At 58.3% G+C, this 17,573-nt stretch carries 19 protein-coding genes; 8 read left to right on the plus strand and 11 right to left on the minus strand.

What is annotated here, in order from left to right:
• Positions 1-7 precede the first annotated feature (7 nt).
• From ACFPQ5_RS03180 to ACFPQ5_RS03190, 3 genes are all read right to left on the minus strand, one after another.
• Positions 8-1,288 (minus strand): arsenic transporter, encoded by a 1,281-nt coding sequence (locus tag ACFPQ5_RS03180; protein WP_379751811.1) that lies wholly within the window; start codon positions 1,286-1,288, stop codon positions 8-10.
• A gap of 88 nt (positions 1,289-1,376) precedes the next feature.
• Entirely contained in the window at positions 1,377-1,856 is a 480-nt protein-coding gene (locus tag ACFPQ5_RS03185; protein WP_379751812.1) for an arsenate reductase ArsC, read from the minus strand.
• A 51-nt stretch (positions 1,857-1,907) separates the two neighbouring features.
• Positions 1,908-2,234, minus strand: a complete 327-nt coding sequence (locus ACFPQ5_RS03190; protein ID WP_379751813.1) for an ArsR/SmtB family transcription factor — start codon at positions 2,232-2,234, stop codon at positions 1,908-1,910.
• A 137-nt stretch (positions 2,235-2,371) separates the two neighbouring features.
• Here ACFPQ5_RS03190 and ACFPQ5_RS03195 point away from each other — a divergent pair, with 137 nt between their 5' ends.
• From ACFPQ5_RS03195 to ACFPQ5_RS03215, 5 genes are all read left to right on the plus strand, one after another.
• Complete coding sequence (locus ACFPQ5_RS03195) at positions 2,372-2,683, plus strand: ArsR/SmtB family transcription factor (RefSeq protein WP_147935974.1); 312 nt, start codon at positions 2,372-2,374, stop codon at positions 2,681-2,683.
• Positions 2,684-2,770: 87 nt separating this feature from the next.
• Positions 2,771-4,198, plus strand: coding sequence for an FAD-dependent oxidoreductase (locus tag ACFPQ5_RS03200; RefSeq protein ID WP_379751814.1), 1,428 nt, complete (start codon positions 2,771-2,773; stop codon positions 4,196-4,198).
• Between the two features lie 52 nt (positions 4,199-4,250).
• On the plus strand, positions 4,251-5,447 hold the full coding sequence (locus tag ACFPQ5_RS03205; RefSeq protein ID WP_379751815.1) for an MFS transporter: 1,197 nt from the start codon (positions 4,251-4,253) through the stop codon (positions 5,445-5,447).
• Between the two features lie 505 nt (positions 5,448-5,952).
• On the plus strand, positions 5,953-6,150 hold the full coding sequence (locus tag ACFPQ5_RS03210) for a hypothetical protein (RefSeq protein ID WP_136222793.1): 198 nt from the start codon (positions 5,953-5,955) through the stop codon (positions 6,148-6,150).
• Between the two features lie 3 nt (positions 6,151-6,153).
• A complete protein-coding gene (locus ACFPQ5_RS03215; protein ID WP_379751816.1) occupies positions 6,154-6,693 on the plus strand; it encodes a hypothetical protein in 540 nt (179 codons plus the stop codon).
• A gap of 1,152 nt (positions 6,694-7,845) precedes the next feature.
• On the opposite strand, the gene ACFPQ5_RS03220 is transcribed toward ACFPQ5_RS03215, so the two are convergent.
• Positions 7,846-8,085: a hypothetical protein gene (locus ACFPQ5_RS03220; protein WP_379751817.1), complete on the minus strand. Its 240-nt coding sequence runs from the start codon at positions 8,083-8,085 to the stop codon at positions 7,846-7,848.
• Between the two features lie 1,736 nt (positions 8,086-9,821).
• Here ACFPQ5_RS03220 and ACFPQ5_RS03225 point away from each other — a divergent pair.
• The 3 genes from ACFPQ5_RS03225 to ACFPQ5_RS03235 all read left to right on the plus strand — a co-directional run bounded on the left by ACFPQ5_RS03225 (position 9,822) and on the right by ACFPQ5_RS03235 (position 12,666).
• Positions 9,822-10,541, plus strand: a complete 720-nt coding sequence (locus tag ACFPQ5_RS03225) for a hypothetical protein (protein WP_379751818.1) — start codon at positions 9,822-9,824, stop codon at positions 10,539-10,541.
• Positions 10,538-11,809, plus strand: a complete 1,272-nt coding sequence (locus tag ACFPQ5_RS03230) for a tyrosine-type recombinase/integrase (RefSeq protein ID WP_379751819.1) — start codon at positions 10,538-10,540, stop codon at positions 11,807-11,809. Before ACFPQ5_RS03225 ends, ACFPQ5_RS03230 begins: the two co-directional genes overlap by 4 nt.
• Positions 11,810-11,949: 140 nt before the next feature.
• On the plus strand, positions 11,950-12,666 hold the full coding sequence (locus tag ACFPQ5_RS03235; RefSeq protein WP_379751820.1) for an IS6 family transposase: 717 nt from the start codon (positions 11,950-11,952) through the stop codon (positions 12,664-12,666).
• Positions 12,667-12,935: 269 nt separating this feature from the next.
• Here ACFPQ5_RS03235 and ACFPQ5_RS03240 read toward each other — a convergent pair whose 3' ends face one another.
• From ACFPQ5_RS03240 to ACFPQ5_RS03270, 7 genes are all read right to left on the minus strand, one after another.
• Positions 12,936-13,895 carry a restriction endonuclease gene (locus ACFPQ5_RS03240; protein WP_379751821.1) on the minus strand — a complete coding sequence of 320 codons (960 nt, stop codon included), beginning with the start codon at positions 13,893-13,895 and terminating at the stop codon, positions 12,936-12,938.
• A gap of 444 nt (positions 13,896-14,339) precedes the next feature.
• A complete protein-coding gene (locus ACFPQ5_RS03245) occupies positions 14,340-15,134 on the minus strand; it encodes a TIGR02391 family protein (RefSeq protein WP_379751822.1) in 795 nt (264 codons plus the stop codon).
• Positions 15,135-15,147: 13 nt separating this feature from the next.
• Positions 15,148-15,627: a hypothetical protein gene (locus tag ACFPQ5_RS03250; protein ID WP_379751823.1), complete on the minus strand. Its 480-nt coding sequence runs from the start codon at positions 15,625-15,627 to the stop codon at positions 15,148-15,150.
• Positions 15,628-16,116: 489 nt separating this feature from the next.
• Positions 16,117-16,293: a hypothetical protein gene (locus ACFPQ5_RS03255; RefSeq protein ID WP_379751824.1), complete on the minus strand. Its 177-nt coding sequence runs from the start codon at positions 16,291-16,293 to the stop codon at positions 16,117-16,119.
• 376 nt (positions 16,294-16,669) lie between these two features.
• Complete coding sequence (locus ACFPQ5_RS03260; RefSeq protein ID WP_379751825.1) at positions 16,670-16,834, minus strand: hypothetical protein; 165 nt, start codon at positions 16,832-16,834, stop codon at positions 16,670-16,672.
• Between the two features lie 106 nt (positions 16,835-16,940).
• On the minus strand, positions 16,941-17,195 hold the full coding sequence (locus ACFPQ5_RS03265; RefSeq protein ID WP_379751826.1) for a hypothetical protein: 255 nt from the start codon (positions 17,193-17,195) through the stop codon (positions 16,941-16,943).
• 16 nt (positions 17,196-17,211) lie between these two features.
• Entirely contained in the window at positions 17,212-17,493 is a 282-nt protein-coding gene (locus tag ACFPQ5_RS03270; RefSeq protein WP_379751827.1) for a hypothetical protein, read from the minus strand.
• Between the last annotated feature and the right edge of the window lie 80 nt (positions 17,494-17,573).

Raw genomic sequence — 17,573 nt, forward strand, 5'->3', positions numbered from 1 at the left:
GCCTTTCTTAGCTCAGGCGCAGGGCAAGGGCGCACAGGGTAACGAAGAGGATCGGCAGCGTCAGCACGATACCGACGCGGAAGTAGTAACCCCACGCGATATGGATATTCTTCGCGTCCAGCACGTGCAGCCAAAGCAGCGTGGCGAGGCTGCCAATCGGCGTGATTTTCGGCCCGAGGTCGGCGCCGATGACGTTCGCGTAGACCATTGCTTCGCGAACGACGCCCGAGGTAGAGGTAGCGTCGATCGCCAGGGCGCCCACCAGCACGGTCGGCATGTTGTTCATGATTGAGGACAGGATCGCCGTGATGAAACCGGTGCCGAGCGCCGCACCCCACACACCATAATGGGCACACGCATTCAGCAGCTCGGTCAAGTAGTTGGTCAGGCCCGCATTGCGCAGACCATACACTACCAAATACATGCCAAGCGAGAATACGACGACTTGCCATGGTGCGCCGCGTAGCACCTCACGCGTCGAGATACGATGTCCGCGTGCGGCGACGGCCAGCAGCAGCGCCGCGCCCACCGCCGCGACGGCACTGATCGGGATGCCCATGTCGTCGAGCCAGAAGAAACCGACCAGCAACATCCCGAGTACCCACCAGCCGGTAATGAACGTGGCACGGTCGTGGATGACGTCTTCCGGACGCTTAAGCTGGGCCAGGTCGTAGTTTGCAGGGATATCCTTGCGGAAGAACCAGACCAAGGCCGCGAGCGTGGCCGCCACCGACACCAGGTTGACCGGTACCATCACCGCAGCGTAACGCGCGAAGCTGATGTCGAAGTAATCGGCAGAGACGATGTTGACGAGATTCGAGACGACCAGCGGCAGGCTGGCGGTGTCTGCGATGAAGCCGGCAGCCATCACGAACGCCAGCGTGGCTTTTGGCGAGAAGCGTAGCGCAACGAGCATCGCGATCACGATGGGCGTCAGGATCAACGCCGCACCGTCGTTGGCGAACAGCGCAGCCACCGCGGCGCCGAGCAGGACCAGCAGGATGAACAGGCGCCGACCATTGCCTTTGCCCCAACGTGCAACGTGAAGGGCAGCCCACTCGAAAAAGCCCGCCTTGTCGAGTAGCAGACTGATGATGATCACGGCAACGAAAGCACCAGTCGCATTCCAGACGATGTTCCACACTACCGGAATGTCGGCGACGTGAATGACGCCGGCCAACAGGGCAACGACGGCGCCGGCGGTAGCACTCCAGCCGATGCCGAGGCCGCGGGGCTGCCAGATGACCAAAATAAGTGTGGCAAGGAAAATCAGGAACGCGATAAGCACAAAGGGTCCTAGTAAGTCGTTAATGGGACGCCGCGGCGCGCGCAGCGTCGAAATCTGGTGCGTACACCAGGGCAGAGGTGTCTCTCGATTACGGCAGCAGGTTGCCGATACGATCGAGCTCAGCCTTGAATCGGGCCTTGTCGGCTTTCAGATCGTCGAGCGGCAATGCCAGGAAGGCTTGCGTGCGGGCCAGAATGATCTCGTAGGTCCGCTCGAATGCTGCTTCAATTTCCTCGTCGGTGCCGACGACATGGCTGGGATCTTCCAGACCCCAGTGGGTGCGTAGGACCGGGCCGAGGTACGCAGGACAAGTTTCGCCGGCGGCACTGCTGCAGACGGTGACGACGATGTCTGGCGTGACGGGAAGTTCGTCCCACGACTTGCTGTAGTAGCCTTCGGTCGAAATCCCTTTGCGGTCCAGGAGGGCGACAGCGCGCGGATGCAGCCACCCCGTCGGTTGGCTACCGGCGCTGATCGCCTTCAAGCCTTCCGGGGCGAGATGGTTGAAAGTGCCCTCGCTGAGGACGGAGCGGCAGGAGTTGCCAGTGCAGAGAAACAGTACGTTCATTTGGTTTGTGGTTTGGTCAAAGTGTCAAATTGGGGAGATACGTGGCCGGCATCATTCCGCCTTGCATACATTGCCTGCGGCCGCGTCGCAAGGCACGCCCCCGCAGCAGTTCTCGGTCAGGAAGCCGATCAGCCCGTTCATTGTTTCGACGTTCGCCGAATAAATCACGAAGCGTCCGTCCTGCCGGTAAGAGAGGAGCCCGGCATGTGACAGCTCTTTCAGGTGGAACGACAGCGATGAGGACGGGATGTCCAGGTGCTCGGCAATTTTGCTCGCTGCGAGACCCGCCGGCCCAGCCTGTACAAGCAGTCGAAATACCGCCAGACGGCTTTCCTGTGCCAAGGCCGCGAGCGCTGCAAGTATTGCTTTGGTATCCATGGCTTTCCAATCATGTGCAAGATGTCAGGATCATACACGCTTGATGCGACAGTTCCAAGAATATCGAAATATGTTGACAGCTTCATGACAAGGGTTTTATTCTTTGTTCGTTGATTGACGAATTACGAAGGATGGACATGACGACCTGCTGTGCTCCGAAGGACGGGACTGCCGCACCCACGATTGACGCTGATGAGCTGGCGATGCTGTGCAAGGCGCTCGCGCATCCGGCACGCGTCCAGCTGCTGAACTACCTTTCGGCTTACGGCGCCTGCTACTTCGGCAGCCTGGCTGATGTCCTGCCCCTGGCCGCGTCGACGATCTCGCAGCATGTCAGCGTGCTCAAGCAGGCAGGACTCATCATTGGTTCGGCCGACGAACAGCGCGTCTGCTATTGCGTGAATACGGACCGGCTGGCCCAGCTGAAACAGATGATCGGCAGTCTCTAAAACTTTTTTGCCTCATTGTTCGTAATTCGACGAAATACTAATGAGATCCTCAACCACAGCAGCAAACTTGATGAACTGGGAGACACCATGGACAACATCCTCAACAACAGCCTTCCTGTAGCGGTGCTTGGCGCAGGACCTATCGGCCTGGCCGCGGCTGCCCACCTGGTCGCGCGCGGCTTCACCCCGCTGATCCTGGAGGCGGGTGCGCAGGTGGCGAGCAACCTGGCGAGCTATCGCCATGTTCGCCTGTTTTCGCCATGGCAGTACAACGTCGACAAGGCAGCCCGCCAATCGCTCATGGCAGCCGGTTGGCAGGCGCCGGACCCGGAAGTTTTGCCGACGGCTGGAGAAATCGTCGACAGATACCTGCTGCCTCTTGCAGCCCTTCCCGCGATCGCCGAGAACCTCAGGCTCTCCCACCGTGTGGTCGCAATCACCCGGGCCGGGTTCGACAAGGTGAAGACGCGAGGTCGCGAGAGCGCCCCGTTTGTTATCCGCGCGGCGACGCCTGAAGGCGAGCGCGAGTACCTGGCCAGTGCCGTGATCGATGCCACCGGTACCTGGTCGCAACCTAATCCGCTCGGTGCCAACGGGTTGCCGGCGCGAGGCGAAGTCGCACTGCGCGACCGGATCGCCTATGGCATGCCGGACGTGCTGGGAGCCGGGCGGCAACGCTACGCCGGCCGGCGTGTACTGGTTGTCGGGGCCGGACACTCGGCTGCGGGATCCCTGCTGGCACTAGCGACGCTCGCCGAGCAGGTACCGGGCACACACCTGGTCTGGGCCATTCGCGGACGTCAGAGCGCGAAGCTGTTCGGTGGCGGCGATGCCGACGGCCTGCCGGCACGCGGACAGTTGGGCATGCGGCTGAAGGCGCTGCAGCAATCCGGCCGGCTGGAGTTACACCAGGACTTCCGGATACAGTCGCTGCTGGAGGATGCCGGCCGTATTACCGTGCGTGGCGAAACCGGCGCCGCAGACATCGATGGCATCGACGCGATCATTGCCGCTACCGGCGCCCGGCCGAACCTCGACATCACGCGTGAACTACGCGTGCGCCACGACCCTTGGCTCGAGAGCACGGACCTGCTGGCACCATTGATCGACCCGAACGAACATAGCTGCGGCACGGTGCGGCCGCACGGCCACCGCGAGCTGGCTCATCCAGAGCAAGGTTACTATGCGGTTGGGGCCAAGAGCTACGGGCGTGCGCCGAACTTCTTGATGGCAACCGGTTATGAGCAGGTACGATCGGTCGTCGCCGCCCTGGCTGGCGACCTGCTTGCTGCCGACGACGTGCAGCTGGAACTGCCGGAAACCGGTGTTTGCAGCACCCGGCAAGCGTACGACAGGGAACCGGTGGCATCCGCTTGCTGTGGCGGGCCGGCGCCGAGTCAGGAAACGGCGTGCTGCGTTGCAGATGCAGAGACGAAGGAGCAAGGGAAGGGCGGATGTGGCTGCCCCTCGCTGCCGAACCTTGCGCCATCGGCCAGGCCGGCATGCTGCGCCTAAGCGATGTCGATTCCGGTGGTGCCGTGCGCCGCCTGCTCATGAACGAGGACATATGACTACCCAGTGGCGCGCCATCGGCATCCTTGCTTGTACCCAGATTGTGTCCTGGGGGTCGCTGTACTACGCGTTCAGCATCCTTGCGCCGAGTATCCAGCGTGAGCTCGGGTGGAGCCCGACACTCGTTTTCGGCGCCTATTCATGGAGCCTGCTGATCGCCGGCCTGGTGGCGACGCCGATCGGCATCCTGCTCGATCGCCACGGTGGACAGATGGTCATGGGCGCGGGCTCGGTCGTGTGCGCCATCGGTTTTTTCCTGCTGAGCGAGAGCCGCAGCCCGGCCGCCTATGTCACGGCCTGGACGATTCTCGGCCTTGCGATGGGCCTGACGCTGTACGAGGCGGCGTTTGCCACGATTAACCGCAGGTTCGCAAGCGCTGGACGGCAGGCAATATCGACCTTGACCCTGTTCGCAGGCTTCGCCAGCACCATATTCTGGCCGCTGACGCAGGCATTGAATATGTCTGTTGGCTGGCGCGACAGCTACCTATGGTTCAGCGCCTTGCAGCTGCTGATTTGCCTGCCGCTGCACCTGCTGCTGGGCCGTGAGCAGCCATTGTCACGGTGTCCGGTCGCTGTAGCGCAACGCGGCCATACCTTGGCCGAGGCAGTGCGCCATCCGGCGTTCTGGAAGCTGGCGATGGCGTTCTCGGCCAATATTTTCGTTTTCTCCGCGTTGTCCGTTCACCTGATCCCGCTGCTGCACGGACTAGGGCACAGCGCTCGCGTAGCAATCCTGGTCGCCATGCTTATCGGCCCCATGCAGGTAGCCGGCCGTATCCTGGAGCGGACAGTCGCCCGTGACACGGCGCCGCAAACCGTCGGGAAGTTCTGTTTCAGCACACTACCTGCCGCTCTTATTGCAGTTCTCTGGTTTGGAACCCAGGCGTGGGCGGTTGCGGTCTTCTGCATCTTGTATGGCCTCAGCAACGGCATCATCACGATCGTTCGCGGCACCTTGCCGCAAGCGATGTTCGGCAGCGAAAACTACGGCGCCATTTCCGGTGCATTGGCTGGCCCGGCGCTGCTGGCAAAAGCGAGCGGGCCGATTATCGCAGCGTGGGTACTTGGGCAGGGTGGGACGCCGACTCTGCTGCTCGGAGTGCTGTTTGGCGTCGCCGTCGCGTCTGTCAGCCTCTATTTCGCCGCAATCAGGGGGGAGGCGCCGCGGGCAATAACGAACTCAGCGTAAGGGACTCATTTGCCGATGAATATCGGACATCCAAAGAATTCCGCGAGTGGTATGCAGGCCAAGGGTACCCCTTGTATAAAGTGTGAGAACAAGCATGGGGCTTACAACGGTGGGAAGGTCAAGAGCTTCTCGAGCGGGCGAATCAAGCTGTTCGGTCGCTTCGGCTTCTGGGGTATGGGGGTGGCAATGATGGAGGGCCTACTGAATCGCTTGCTCGCACCGCCCGGCTACATCGTGCCAACCGAAGCTGAGCCAAAGTATTCCTGACAACTGAGCAGTCGAGCCATCTCGGCCTGACTCGCTAGTCTCCGCGGGAGCCGGAGCAGTCAACGTGTGCGAGTCAAGAACGTAGGGCTACATGTCTGTTATATGTGTGATGATTGATGAGGTACAGTACGCTGCTCCGCAATAGAAGATGTTGTTTAAAAGCACTTTTTTACTGATCCTAGGCTAGGGTTCAAGTGGTATACTGAATGCTAGCGATACAAACCGCCAAGGAGGCACCATGTTTGCATTCAGCCCAGTCTTCTCTCGTGAAGACGTGCGTCGCGTCGGGGAGAAGATGAACAGCAACTCGACCCCCCAACTTTCTGATCGAACCAGAAAACTTCTTACTACTGTCCAGTTCTCAAGCGGCGATCTTGTCAAAGCAACATCGGGCGCTGTACTTGAAAATTCGTTGGAACAACAGAAGGGCAAGTAACATTTGCATTACCTTTATCCACTTCTGGTTTCTGGTCCCAACGATGTTCCAGGCGCGCTAGCTTACTTCGTATATAAACGAAGCAAAGTTGAATGGCGTAACAAATTCGTCCTTGATCATGGTCGTCAACCTTCTCCGGACGAGGAAGAGGAATTCGTCAGGATCTTGTCGCTCCCAGAAAGTGTAGCGAGCTTCAAGCAGCGAGGGGAACAACTTGCTACGCTGTTTGCGAACAAGCTGCTTGAAGAAAAAATGGCAGCTCTTGCTGCCGAAGTTGTGCAGTCTGAACTAGCGACCAAATTTACTTCGCTCGAGTCCCAACTTGCATCGTCCATGACTCGTATTGAGGCCCGCTTCGACGAAAAGAAAACACTTGGCGGCTGGTTACGCGATATCGGCACCTCATTGATTTCTGGCTTCGGCTTGATCATCATTCTTGGTGCCGCAGCGCTGGGGTATGCCATGCTCAGCAAGATGAACTCCTCACTGGAGGAGGCTTCTGGGGTTGGTACACCCAAGGAGCAAGCGGCTGCAGCGAAATAGGCGCGTATTGGCCGGGATTTCCGAGCACCTCCCATACCGTACGATACCGATGGTCCCAGCGCAGCCTTTGCTTATCTATCGTAGCTTCTTCAATAACGACGAAGTACGCAGTTCAGTTAAGAATCTCAGGTATTGAATTCAGCCACTGCAAGTACCCCCGGAGACGACAGCCCTACGCCAAACAAGTCCATGCGACTTTCGCGCGCGAAAGTGTGTAGCTTGAAATTTCAACGTTGCTACAGGTCATATCTCGCTCTCGCGTGTCTGAGGAATACAAATTCGTGGCCCAGCTAGGAAAAATGTGCATCGTCTTCCGCGCCTGAACATGGCTGTACAGTCAGCGCTATAAGATGCCGTAGACGTACTGAGCGACTAAGCCGCTGGCCGACTAGTGCAGAGCCGATCCAAGCTGATTTCGGCCGCCCTCGCTCTAGAAACAGCAGGTCTTGACACAACCAACAGGGATATCCTTGACGCAGCAGGAGGACTCAATTTGCCTGCAAGGGGAGGCGACCTACTGCTTGATCAAAAGGGACAAGAGCGCGCGGCCCATTTGGCGATGGTTGTCGCAGCACTGTATTGGCGTGCCTAGCGCGGCTATACAGGCCGAGACGGTGTGATCGTGTTTTTCGGCGGCAACGTGCAAGGCTGGGTAGATGGGTTACGCAATCCCGAACATTGGCGACCTGGATCTATCGCCGTGAATGAACTAGGCGATTCTTGGATAGCGACCGGTGGAAACGAACAGAATGGCGCCAAAAGTTGGGAGCCCGAATGGACCGATGGTCGTCGCCTTACGACCAGCTAACTGGTCATAATCCAGTGAAGGAAATTCATTGGAGCACTGAATCGCAACATCCTATTCATTGGGCCACTTAAGGTGTGAACTGCGGCAAGCCATGCGCCCGCGTATACCGCAACCACGCGCGCGGTAAACGTCGCAGTCAAACATCTCCATGTTGGGCGTAAGCATGAGAATGCCCCGCGGGGCATGCCGTTGCTGATAGCTGCTCGCCAGGCGACGCCAATACTGCGGTCACTGGCTCGTTCCACTAACGCATATCCTGGATCCGAAGCATGCTCGGGAAAACGCCGCAAGGGCCAGTCGAGGGAGGCGAACTGCCATGCAAAGTAGCATAATCCAGTGCCAGTTCAGCTGTCAGCGTCATCGTTAACAACTTGGACGTACCCAGACTGCACCGTGCATTCTTTCGTTGTATTGTCGAGTTCAAAGCCGCTAATCGTCATGCAACCGTCCCCAATCCAACGCACCACTGCATCGCGCAGGCGGGGCAGCACGTCCGCACCGACCTTCATATCGCGTAGAACAGCATAGGTCATGCTGCGGCGGAAGTCCCGGTCATGCTGTTCGGTCAAGGTAAGATAGCCCATGTGTACAGGGGCTGTTATAGACCGATGGCGGGGGACGGGTCTGGCATTTTCGAATAGCTGAGCGACACGAACGAAAATGACATACATAATGCTGTATAAAACACAGTATAGCAGATGCCCGATTGTCAAAGAATCTGTGGCAAGTCAATCGCGGCTAGACACAGCAAAGGCCCAGGTGTTGAAGCTCCGGGAAGAAAACCAGTTACTCGAGTTGGGAGACGGTATTCCAAGCCTCGGTCAGCTCGGACTTCAGTTCACACCGATCTCGCGGAAGAAAAACCTACGGAAGAGACACTTGGCGACCAAGAGATCGAGGGACAAAAGGCCGGGTAGTAAACCTAGACTTTCGCGCGCGAAAGTCTAGCATGATCTCCAAACATACCAGGTTCCTACAACGACCGATCATCCTGGCATCGGCCGTCGCCCCACGACGCGGTTCTCGATCAACTGGCGTGACTGCCAATCACTGTTTATTGCGTCGACGACCACACACTTCGATCAAGCGCGTGTCCGGATGCGGATGGTGGTCTCCTTCTTCCTGATACCCTTTCAAGAACTCGGGCCACGAAAACAGGACTTCGCATGTTGTATTTCTTTTCTGTGACAAGAAACCCTTCTTGGTTAGCGTTAACACGACTTCTGAACTCGCAGTGATAATAATTCGATATTACTAAATGTATTGTCGAGTTATCTAGACGGTGTGATACATGGCGTTCGAGGAAGCAATCTGTCGCAGCCGCGAGTGCTTACATGCGTTGGTCGAACTTGAAGGTGAAGGGGCGACGTCCTCAGCTTTACCTGGCATGGTTCGGATGTAACGGATTGACGCCAAGTTGCTCTTTAGTTGCAGTGCACAGCTTAGGGACATTCATCGCTCCTCGGTGTGGAGATATTGCAGTTATTGGAAAGCCGATTTAAACCAGAACGAACAACGGAAGCGCATGCTGCCTAAGCTTCACAAGTCGATCGCGTTCTTTACCTGTCGATCGGCATTGCGCTTGGCTCAGTGTCCAGGTAGTCGATGGCACCGTGCTCCGGCCCTTCGGCTTGGAGACTGCACTTACTCGTTGGCAGTAGCCTCATCTTTAAAAACCTCTTCTGCCTTCGCAGCATCGACAGGCCTACGGACGCTGAGCAGCGGCCGAATCCAAAGCTACGCCACGTTCAATCAGCCTGCGGGCAGGCGTACAGCACATGCGTCAACGACAGTACACAGGACGCTCGAACTGGAGAAAGCGTCTTCCCACGTCAACTGAACGTGCAACACGTGCTGGTTTTCCAGTTGGTTTTGCTGGATATGCAGCTGGGCCGTCGCTCGTCAGCTCCCTGTGGAAGCTCACCTTTTGCTTTATCTGTCGTTTTACCTGCACAGCTTCTGCGTCGATCCCCTTGCCAAAAGCGCCCCGTGGAACAGAAAACTCTTCGTTAAAACTACTTACCTTAATCCGTGCTAATTCGAGTAGAAGCGAGCGTGGAACAACAAATCGATGTGGCAAAAACTTTCGACTTAATCGCGGCTAAGTCGAAAGTTAAGTTTTGACACCGCATTTAATACCGGTTAAGCTACCTGTCATCTACTCATCCACGACCATGCGCCCTGCTCCTTTTAATCTTGCTCGTCCTGCGCGAACGCCCCGTGGCGCCTGCCGGCGCCCGGCCGTCGCTCGGGATCGTCCGGTGAAACTGCCATGAGCCGGCCGCCGTTCTCCCTATCCGATGATCAGGCCCGCGAGCTCGTGCAGCGCATCACTCCGCTGCTCGACCGATATCCCGTCGATCCGCGCGACCACCGGCCGTTCCTGCGCGCGTTCCTGCGTGCCGTGCATGAGGTCACCGGTAAACTGTATGGGCCGGACATCTACCGGCGCCTGTTGCGCGCGTACGCGCCGGGGCGCAATCCGTCGACGCCGACCATCACCAGCGAACGCGACGCCCTAGAGCGCGAATTGGCAACAGTCGCGCCGGCCGCCGCGCCAGCGGCCGGGCCGGTACCGTTTTCTGCGGTGGCGCCGATGCCGGACGCCGCCCTGATCCGCGCCATCTTTACGGAGTCGATGCCGCAGTTCGCGCGGCTGGCCGCCCAGGCCGGCCGCGACACCCAGGTCGACTACCTGAACGCGCGGCTGCGCGAGGCCGAACGGGCAACGGCGGACGCGAAAGCCCAGGCGGCGCGGCTTGCCGGCGAGCTGCAGGCGCAGGTCGCCCGCGCCGACCTGCTCGCCCGCGAACTGGAAGCGGGCCAGGTGGCCCTGTCGCAGCAACGTGAAACCGTCGCCAGCCTGACGGAAGAATTAAAAGGTCAGCGCCTGTTCGCCATGCAGTCGATCGAGAGCGCGCGCGCCGAGATGCGCATGAGTAAAGACCGCACGGCGGAGCTGCAAAGTAAAATCGACCGGCTCGAGATGACGATCGACCAGCTGCGCATGGCACGCGGTGCACATGGAGGAATGCAATGAGGGATACATCCGGCGCACTGGTGACGGTATCTGGCACGGACCTGTCCGTCGCCACGGCCTGGCGGGCGGTCGACGTCTGGCTCGAAAGCGTGCGCCTGAACGGCGGCGACTACAGCGAGGAGACGGCCAGCACCTATGGTTATCACGTGGCGAAGCTGCGCTGGTATTGCGAACGCACCGGCGTGCCGCCGACCGAATGGACCCAGGCCCACGCCAACGCTTTTGTGACGTTCCTGCGCGACCTCCCCGGCGACTGCCTGTGCCGGAAGATCGAGACCGGGAAAACCCGTCCTGGGCCGGACGGGGCGAAGCAACCGGTGCTGCGCTTTGCGAAAGCCGGTGAGCCTGGATATACCCCCTTCCGCACTCCCCCATCGGCCGGCAGCCGCGACGACATCCTGCGGTGCGTCCGCGCCCTCTTCCATCACCTGCATGAGGATGGCGTCATCCGGCGCAATCCGCTGGCGAGAATCAAGACGCGCAAATCGCGGCGGATCAACGCCGAGCGCTCGCTTGACCTCGACCTCTACGCGTACGTGCTCGACTATCTCGATACGTTACCCGTGGGGAACGAGAACGCCGCCCGTCTGCGGGCACGGGACCGGTTTGCGTTCGTCGCGCTGCGTGAGCTCGGCCTGCGCGCATCGGAACTGGTGGGCGTACGCATGCGCGACGTCTATCCGCTGACCGATCCGAAGACGGCGCGCACCTACTGGATTCTGAAGATCGATGAGGAGCACGCCAAGGGGAGCAAGGGGCGCGACGTGCCGATGACGCGGGCCGTGTTCGAGGAGCTGATGGCGTACCGCGGTGCTTTTGGCCTGCCCCCGGTCCCGGAAGCGAGCGAAGAATACGGGCTGCTGTTGTCGGTGCAGACGAAGCCGGTGGCGATCGGCAGTCGGCTGGTGACCGAGGCGAAGTCGCGGCGGTATTTCCGCGCCTGGGCCAACATCACCTCGCGTAAGAGTCTATATCTGATCGTCAAGAATCGGCTCGATGAACTGGCGACGGAACTCGAGCGCCAGGGGCGAGGCTCCGAAGCAGTGCAGCTGCGTGATGTCTCTCCACACTGGCTACGCCATACCTTCGCAAAGGCCCTAATTTTGCGCGGCCGGGACATCCGCGTGGTAGCTGAGTCGTTAGGCCACGCCAGCGTGACTACCACAATGGCATATACCAAGCAGAGTGCGCTTGACCAGATCCGCGAGTATGGAAAGGGCTCCGATCATGACTTGGCAGTTCGGGCAGTGAAGTCTGATGATTTGTAATCATCATGTGGCCAGTTTGAAACCGGCAGCCCGCACCAGAAATTAGCAGTTAAAACGGTGCCTTACGTGCGACGCACCGGGCTGTGTAAACGGCTCTGGTGCAAATTTGCGTTCGGCTAGAATGACGAGCTTTGCCCAGCATGCGTAACCGTCCGAGCCAAAGTGATCTTTTCAAGGGCCGACACTTCGAGCAAGAGATCATCATTCTGTGTGTGCGCTGGTACCTGCGCTACAAGCTTTCCTACCGCGACTTGGTGGAGATGATGGCCGAGCGAGGCCTCCCGATCGCTCACACGACAATCCTGCGCTGGGTACAACGTTACGCGCCTGAGTTCGACAAGCGCTGGAGTCGCTTCTCAGCGCAGGCAGGCACCTCTTGGAGAGTGGATGAGACGTACGTCAGGATCCGCGGCCGGTGGGCTTATCTCTACCGTGCTGTTGACGCGGCAGGTAAAACCGTCGATTTCCGGCTCAGTCCACGGCGCAACGTCGCCTCGGTGAAAGCCTTCTTTCGCAAGGCCGTGCGTTCGCAAGGTCGATCTCCTGAGACCATCACGCTGGACGGCTACGCCGCGTCCCACCGGGCCGTTCGGGAACTTCAACAGCAAGGGAGACTTGACGCACTGGTGAAGCTTCGCTCATCAAAATACCTGAACAACTTGATCGAACAGGACCATCGAAACGTGAAGTTAAGGTTGGGTGCCATGCTTGGCCTGAAGAGCTTGGCTTCCGCTGCCATCACAATTCGTGGCGTTGAGCTGATGCATCGAATTCGCAAAGGTCAGTTTGACCTGCCTGCTCTGGCCACCCAAGGGAAAACTCAGTCCGAAATCTGGGCAGCTGTCCTGGCTGCTTGAGCTGACGGGACACCCCGCTCAGTCAGCTCCTCCCTCATCCATAATTTGCACCAGAGCCCCCCATAGTAGGTTGAAAGCCTCAGATGAGCCAGCAGGTCGCATTGTGAGTGGTGAATGGCACTACAACCATCCTGTACTTACCCGGACGAGCGCGTGCAATCAGATTTAGAGCGCCTAACAAAACCGCCAGGGCAAGGCGCACTGCCGAAGACAGTACAGGCGTACGGCGAGACGGTGCAACGCAGCCATGGCGGTTCTGTTAAGTGCTCTTAGGCTTTTTTGCCTCGCGCCTTCGCTGTTGTGCGTGCCTTGGGCTTGTTCCACAGTGCTGGGCGCGGTAGGGCTGCTGCGGTCACGTTAGAGACCTCCGCCGAGCGAGTCGGTAAGCTCGCCAGTTCATCGTGATGCAGCAGGTGCACACGGGTCGACCGTGCCAGTTCCCGTGCGCTGCCCGTGAACCCGGCCGTACTTACTACGGCTGCCACTGTCGCGCCATAATGGGTCTGCGCAGCGTAGATCTGCTGGACAGCATCGTTGCCGACCGGCGCGCTGTACTTCTTGACTTGGATGACCGCACGTATGCCTTGCTTGGTAGCGATGACGTCGGCGCCTTGATCCCCGCTTGCCCGTGTCACTTCAGTGTTCCACCCATACTTGCTCAGCAGGCGCCCACAGAAATGCTCGTACTCAGTTGGCGTCATCGCGTTGCTGTAGATCAACTCCAGTTGCTCCCGCTCCCTTGTCCACTCCACATATACGACGTCGAACTCCTTGTCCACAGCGTGTTTCACGAGGTCACGCGCCACGGCAGGCATCGCGCGGCACATACTGTCTACAAACAGCGCGCGGCGCCGCTCGTAATTATGCCCCGCACCAGCCTCAGCCAGTGTTCGGGCGCTACTGTGTACGATGCCCTCGCGTGCGGCCCTGTGAATGCAGTCGCGCTCGACCAACTCTTTGTCGGCTCGTAGGGCTTGTTTCACCACCATGCACTGTTCAGGCGTCATCCCATGAATAGGTGTACCAGTCAAGCCGAGCCGGGCGCGCTGTTCAACGAACGAGACCGAGGGCCTTGCGGGACAGGGAGCCGGCGGTTGGGGAGGGGTCTCGGGCCTGGTTAAACTGGCATCGTGCGCCGATCCGTAGCGAGCCTTTTCTTTGTGGCGGCCGGACACGGGTGCTGCTGGGGCGGTTCGAACGAACAGCGAGCAGAGCTTTTTGATCAGCATTTCTCTCGTAGATCAGTGTGTTATAAAGGAACGGAACTAGCGGATGTCTCGATATTGTGACATTAGTGCCTGATTGCAATACTGTCAACGCTTAGGCGGCCAGTGCACGTTTCATCGTCTAAAGCCAGCGGAGCGCCTCTATCTTCGCTTCATCCGCAGTTATGGCCGGACGTGGGTTTTCCTTACGGATCAAAGCTCCCGCTCAGCGGGCCCGAACTGCGCAATCAAGCTTTGAACCAAGCTAGCGTCGTCACATCGCCATAGTTCGCGTTCAGTCCCAACCGCAGGCATAAACCCCGTTCCTGATTCATACCAGTCGACCGTCAGCACCCTGTCCTCCGGCGGGCGCGTCTCCTCCCGACCGCTATCCCGTACACGGGTACCAATCACGCATCCTGCGGGGTAAGGTGCCGTTCTGTTGATTCATAGCTGGGCATATTTTTCCTAGGTGATCGCCCTGTCGAGCCGGCGATGGATCAGAGAAGCCATCGAGAGCAAATCTTCGGCATCATCCTTAGACATATTCCAGTGAATGCGGGCTTCGTGCGCAGTCGTATTCCTGAACATCCCGGCGACTCCTCGTAGGAGGTTTGCGAACCCTTTTTGCTCGCTTCGCTCGCTGTCGGTCGACAATGGATTGATACGAACCAGAGGACGTTCTCCCGCAAGTGCCTTATCAATAAGTGCGGCGCCATCTTCATCAAGTCCGCTTTTCGACCGGAGCTTGTCCATCACACTCTTTACGGTCTCTAGAACCGCATGAAAGTAGTTGCTTACCAAAAGCTCTTCTCTACAGAATTTCAGGACGTCAGCATGCACGCCTCGTTTCATCAGGTCGGCGCGAAGCTCTTCAGCACGTACCCTTGCCTCTGAAATTGTGCGCGCCTGCGTTACCTCTTGGAGCAAGCCACTATGATCAATGGCTAACCCGGCGAACAATAGAGCTTGGTTCAGCCGGACACGCATAGGCTCGAAGCGATCAGGGTTGGACAGGTATCGTTCAGGCTTCATCGACTTCCGGATGAACGCGAGTACGTGCAGCCTATCCCGTCTGCTATTTTGGTCAACAGCGAAAGCATTGTAGAGCCGGATGCGTTTGGTCGCGCTTGGATCGACGTCCGTGATACGGCTCGCGCTGAGCAGAAAACCGATTTCTGAGCCTGTTAGCCCGCTTGAGGTATCGCCGAGCGCAGCAGCAATTGCTTCCAGCTGCGTGTCGGTAAAGAAAAGAGAACTCATGTTTTCCTATGGATCAAACCCAGCCTAGCTTCTTCGCTATTCCGGCGGCAATCACGCTCCCAATTACTGCAAGAACGACCACCCAAAAAGGATGCTGAAACCAAGGCAGAGCTGCGCTAAGTCGGGAGTCCATTACGATCAGTGCAGCCTTTATCGGTGCAATTGTTGTATTCGGTTCCCTGAGCTTCGTCAGGACGTAGACCAAGTGCTCACGCACCGCCTTCTGTTCGGCGACCGAGAGGTTCGAGTCGTAGGCCTTGTTGATGCTCGCTTCGACGTCGACTGTTAGTTCGCTTCTTGTGTTCAGACCCTTCCGTCTCTCATTTTTTTTTAATTGCTCGGTCGCTTCCGCCAAAGTTGCATACCAGCCTTGGCGGACGGCCTGCGCCTCTTCAGACAAAGACCCCACCTGCAGCGTATCCAGCATCAGCCCGCCGACCTCCTGATTTGGTGCAGCTCCTGGGCGATAAAGCATCTTCGGAAATTCAATCATGGGTTTTCCTGTCTAAACTATCCACGACGGTTTGTTGGCATGCAGGAGCAAATCTGGCTTCAACATGTCTGCTACCGCCCCACACCGGTCCCGAGTTGCGCGGTGCAAGTCGTTCATTGCACGAGTAGCTGTAGCGGTGTACCCGCACGAATCTTTCATGGACTGCCAAAGTTCGTACCGAGCCTTAGTCTGATTGCCATCGTCGAGCAATTTCTGCATTGCCTCATGCGCCGCTTTCGAGAAGTAAAACTCACTCAGCAGAACTAAATCCGCGAACTTCCACAGTTCGTCATCGGGGAAGCTTGGCCCCCTGGTGGTTAAGATGGCTCGGAACTCCAGGAGACCTTTGTATATTCTCAGGCGCTCGTTGTGTATCGCGATTTCGTTAGCACGCTGTGCCGCCTTCCCCGCCCAGCGCGCATATAGCGCAGAGCCAGCTGAAGCGCATAGTGCAAGCACTGCGATGACGTCCGAAGTTCCCATTTTTCCTTAGTTCCGGCCCAGGGCCGTGTCGAGTGCGTATTGTGTATCGCGTTGAGCGTCGCGCAACGGGCCAAGGACTTGGCTGCCGTAGTCGGCCCGCTCACACAGCTCGCCTGCACGCTGGAGCGCTTTCAGCGCCTCTTTCAAGGCTTCGTTTGCGGCGGTCTCTTTATCGCTCTGCATGGTATTTTTCCTTCCTACTTAGCGTGCTTGTCCTGCGATCGGCTGGCGCCAGTCACTTTGCATCGCCATCATGACCGCTTCGCCGGCCGGCCCGCTCAGCTCATGGTTGATGTCGAGTGACGTCATCCGCCGTTTCCAATGGCGACGGACATATCTTTGAGCGGTAGCGTTCAAGGCAGCGCTGGAAAGCTTCCCTCTCGCCGCTCGTGTTGAGCAGCGCAGCTTGCGAGCTTTCGTATAGCCGCACCCTCCCGTCATCGAACACGTCCGCACTGACCATGACCGTCGAGTGGGAGGTAGTCTCGACACGGAACGAATCGGCGCGTCGCTGCTGGCGGACGTTCACGATCGTCAACGCATAATGCGCCTTGTCGAATCAGTCCAGCAGGCAATCGGCAAACGCAGGCGCATTGGAATTGGCGACCATGCCTTCGGCCAGTACTGTAAACGCCCCAGGCTCGTCTCTAGTCGGCCCCGCGCATGCGGAAAGGCAGAGGCAGACAATGCTTGCCAGGATCGACGTCGTTAGGTTGCGGGTCATGATTTCTATCTTTAAGTTGGGTTTAGGAATCGATCGCTGCCGCCGAGGCGCCGCTGCAGCTATCGAGCACGACATTGCCTGCGGCCGTAGCATTCGCAAGCTTTTCCTAGGCTTTGGGTTGCGCCAGAAGCATGTCCGCGTATTCGGGACCGAATTGCACAGTATGCTCCGTTGGCCCATCCATGTAGCTGAACAAACTACCCTCCTCGCCAGCAGACCACCAAGCATCAACCATGACGACGTCATGCGGTGGGGCCGAGTTCTTCACGCGAACTTTGGATCGTTTGCCCACTTTGTCACGCATCGAACGAAGCGCCTTTTCAGCTGCGCTATCGATGATTATTGCGTATGCAAGGTCCATACGTTTCCTTTGACGCTCACTCAAACCGTTCAGGCCATTTGACGAAGTACACATAGCGGCTGTTGAACCACGTTGCGGCCACGATTGAAAGCCCACTGCCACATAGGAGGAACAGGCCCACCGTAGACCGCACTGGTTCAACCAGAGCCGAAAATTGCCCGGTACCGTCGCCACCGATGCCGGTCGCCACAAAGGCCAGGATCAGCAGGAACAAGGCTAGAAAGCTGTAGCCTATAGCGTTGCGCTCCGATCGCCTCAGCATCGCCACATAGAGGTCAATAGAGTGTCTGTAGCCCATACCTTTTCCGAGGGTAATCCCCCCACAAAAAGAGCGCGGTTAGAAGTAGAATTTTCTACTTAAGAACAGAAAGCTCTACA

Source organism: Massilia suwonensis (genome assembly GCF_042655665.1).
In the GTDB taxonomy this organism is placed as follows: Bacteria; Pseudomonadota; Gammaproteobacteria; order Burkholderiales; family Burkholderiaceae_D; genus Telluria; species Telluria suwonensis.

What these genes read in the sequence shown, in the direction of transcription:
- ACFPQ5_RS03185 (WP_379751812.1), bottom strand. Translation starts at nt 1,856, where the DNA reads ATGAACGTACTGTTTCTCTGCACTGGCAACTCCTGCCGCTCCGTCCTC.
- ACFPQ5_RS03190 (WP_379751813.1), bottom strand. Translation starts at nt 2,234, where the DNA reads ATGGATACCAAAGCAATACTTGCAGCGCTCGCGGCCTTGGCACAGGAA.
- ACFPQ5_RS03195 (WP_147935974.1), top strand. Translation starts at nt 2,372, where the DNA reads ATGACGACCTGCTGTGCTCCGAAGGACGGGACTGCCGCACCCACGATT.
- ACFPQ5_RS03200 (WP_379751814.1), top strand. Translation starts at nt 2,771, where the DNA reads ATGGACAACATCCTCAACAACAGCCTTCCTGTAGCGGTGCTTGGCGCA.
- ACFPQ5_RS03205 (WP_379751815.1), top strand. Translation starts at nt 4,251, where the DNA reads ATGACTACCCAGTGGCGCGCCATCGGCATCCTTGCTTGTACCCAGATT.
- ACFPQ5_RS03210 (WP_136222793.1), top strand. Translation starts at nt 5,953, where the DNA reads ATGTTTGCATTCAGCCCAGTCTTCTCTCGTGAAGACGTGCGTCGCGTC.
- ACFPQ5_RS03220 (WP_379751817.1), bottom strand. Translation starts at nt 8,085, where the DNA reads ATGGGCTATCTTACCTTGACCGAACAGCATGACCGGGACTTCCGCCGC.
- ACFPQ5_RS03230 (WP_379751819.1), top strand. Translation starts at nt 10,538, where the DNA reads ATGAGGGATACATCCGGCGCACTGGTGACGGTATCTGGCACGGACCTG.
- ACFPQ5_RS03235 (WP_379751820.1), top strand. Translation starts at nt 11,950, where the DNA reads ATGCGTAACCGTCCGAGCCAAAGTGATCTTTTCAAGGGCCGACACTTC.
- ACFPQ5_RS03240 (WP_379751821.1), bottom strand. Translation starts at nt 13,895, where the DNA reads ATGCTGATCAAAAAGCTCTGCTCGCTGTTCGTTCGAACCGCCCCAGCA.
- ACFPQ5_RS03245 (WP_379751822.1), bottom strand. Translation starts at nt 15,134, where the DNA reads ATGAGTTCTCTTTTCTTTACCGACACGCAGCTGGAAGCAATTGCTGCT.
- ACFPQ5_RS03250 (WP_379751823.1), bottom strand. Translation starts at nt 15,627, where the DNA reads ATGATTGAATTTCCGAAGATGCTTTATCGCCCAGGAGCTGCACCAAAT.
- ACFPQ5_RS03255 (WP_379751824.1), bottom strand. Translation starts at nt 16,293, where the DNA reads ATGCAGAGCGATAAAGAGACCGCCGCAAACGAAGCCTTGAAAGAGGCG.
- ACFPQ5_RS03260 (WP_379751825.1), bottom strand. Translation starts at nt 16,834, where the DNA reads ATGACCCGCAACCTAACGACGTCGATCCTGGCAAGCATTGTCTGCCTC.
- ACFPQ5_RS03265 (WP_379751826.1), bottom strand. Translation starts at nt 17,195, where the DNA reads ATGGACCTTGCATACGCAATAATCATCGATAGCGCAGCTGAAAAGGCG.
- ACFPQ5_RS03270 (WP_379751827.1), bottom strand. Translation starts at nt 17,493, where the DNA reads ATGGGCTACAGACACTCTATTGACCTCTATGTGGCGATGCTGAGGCGA.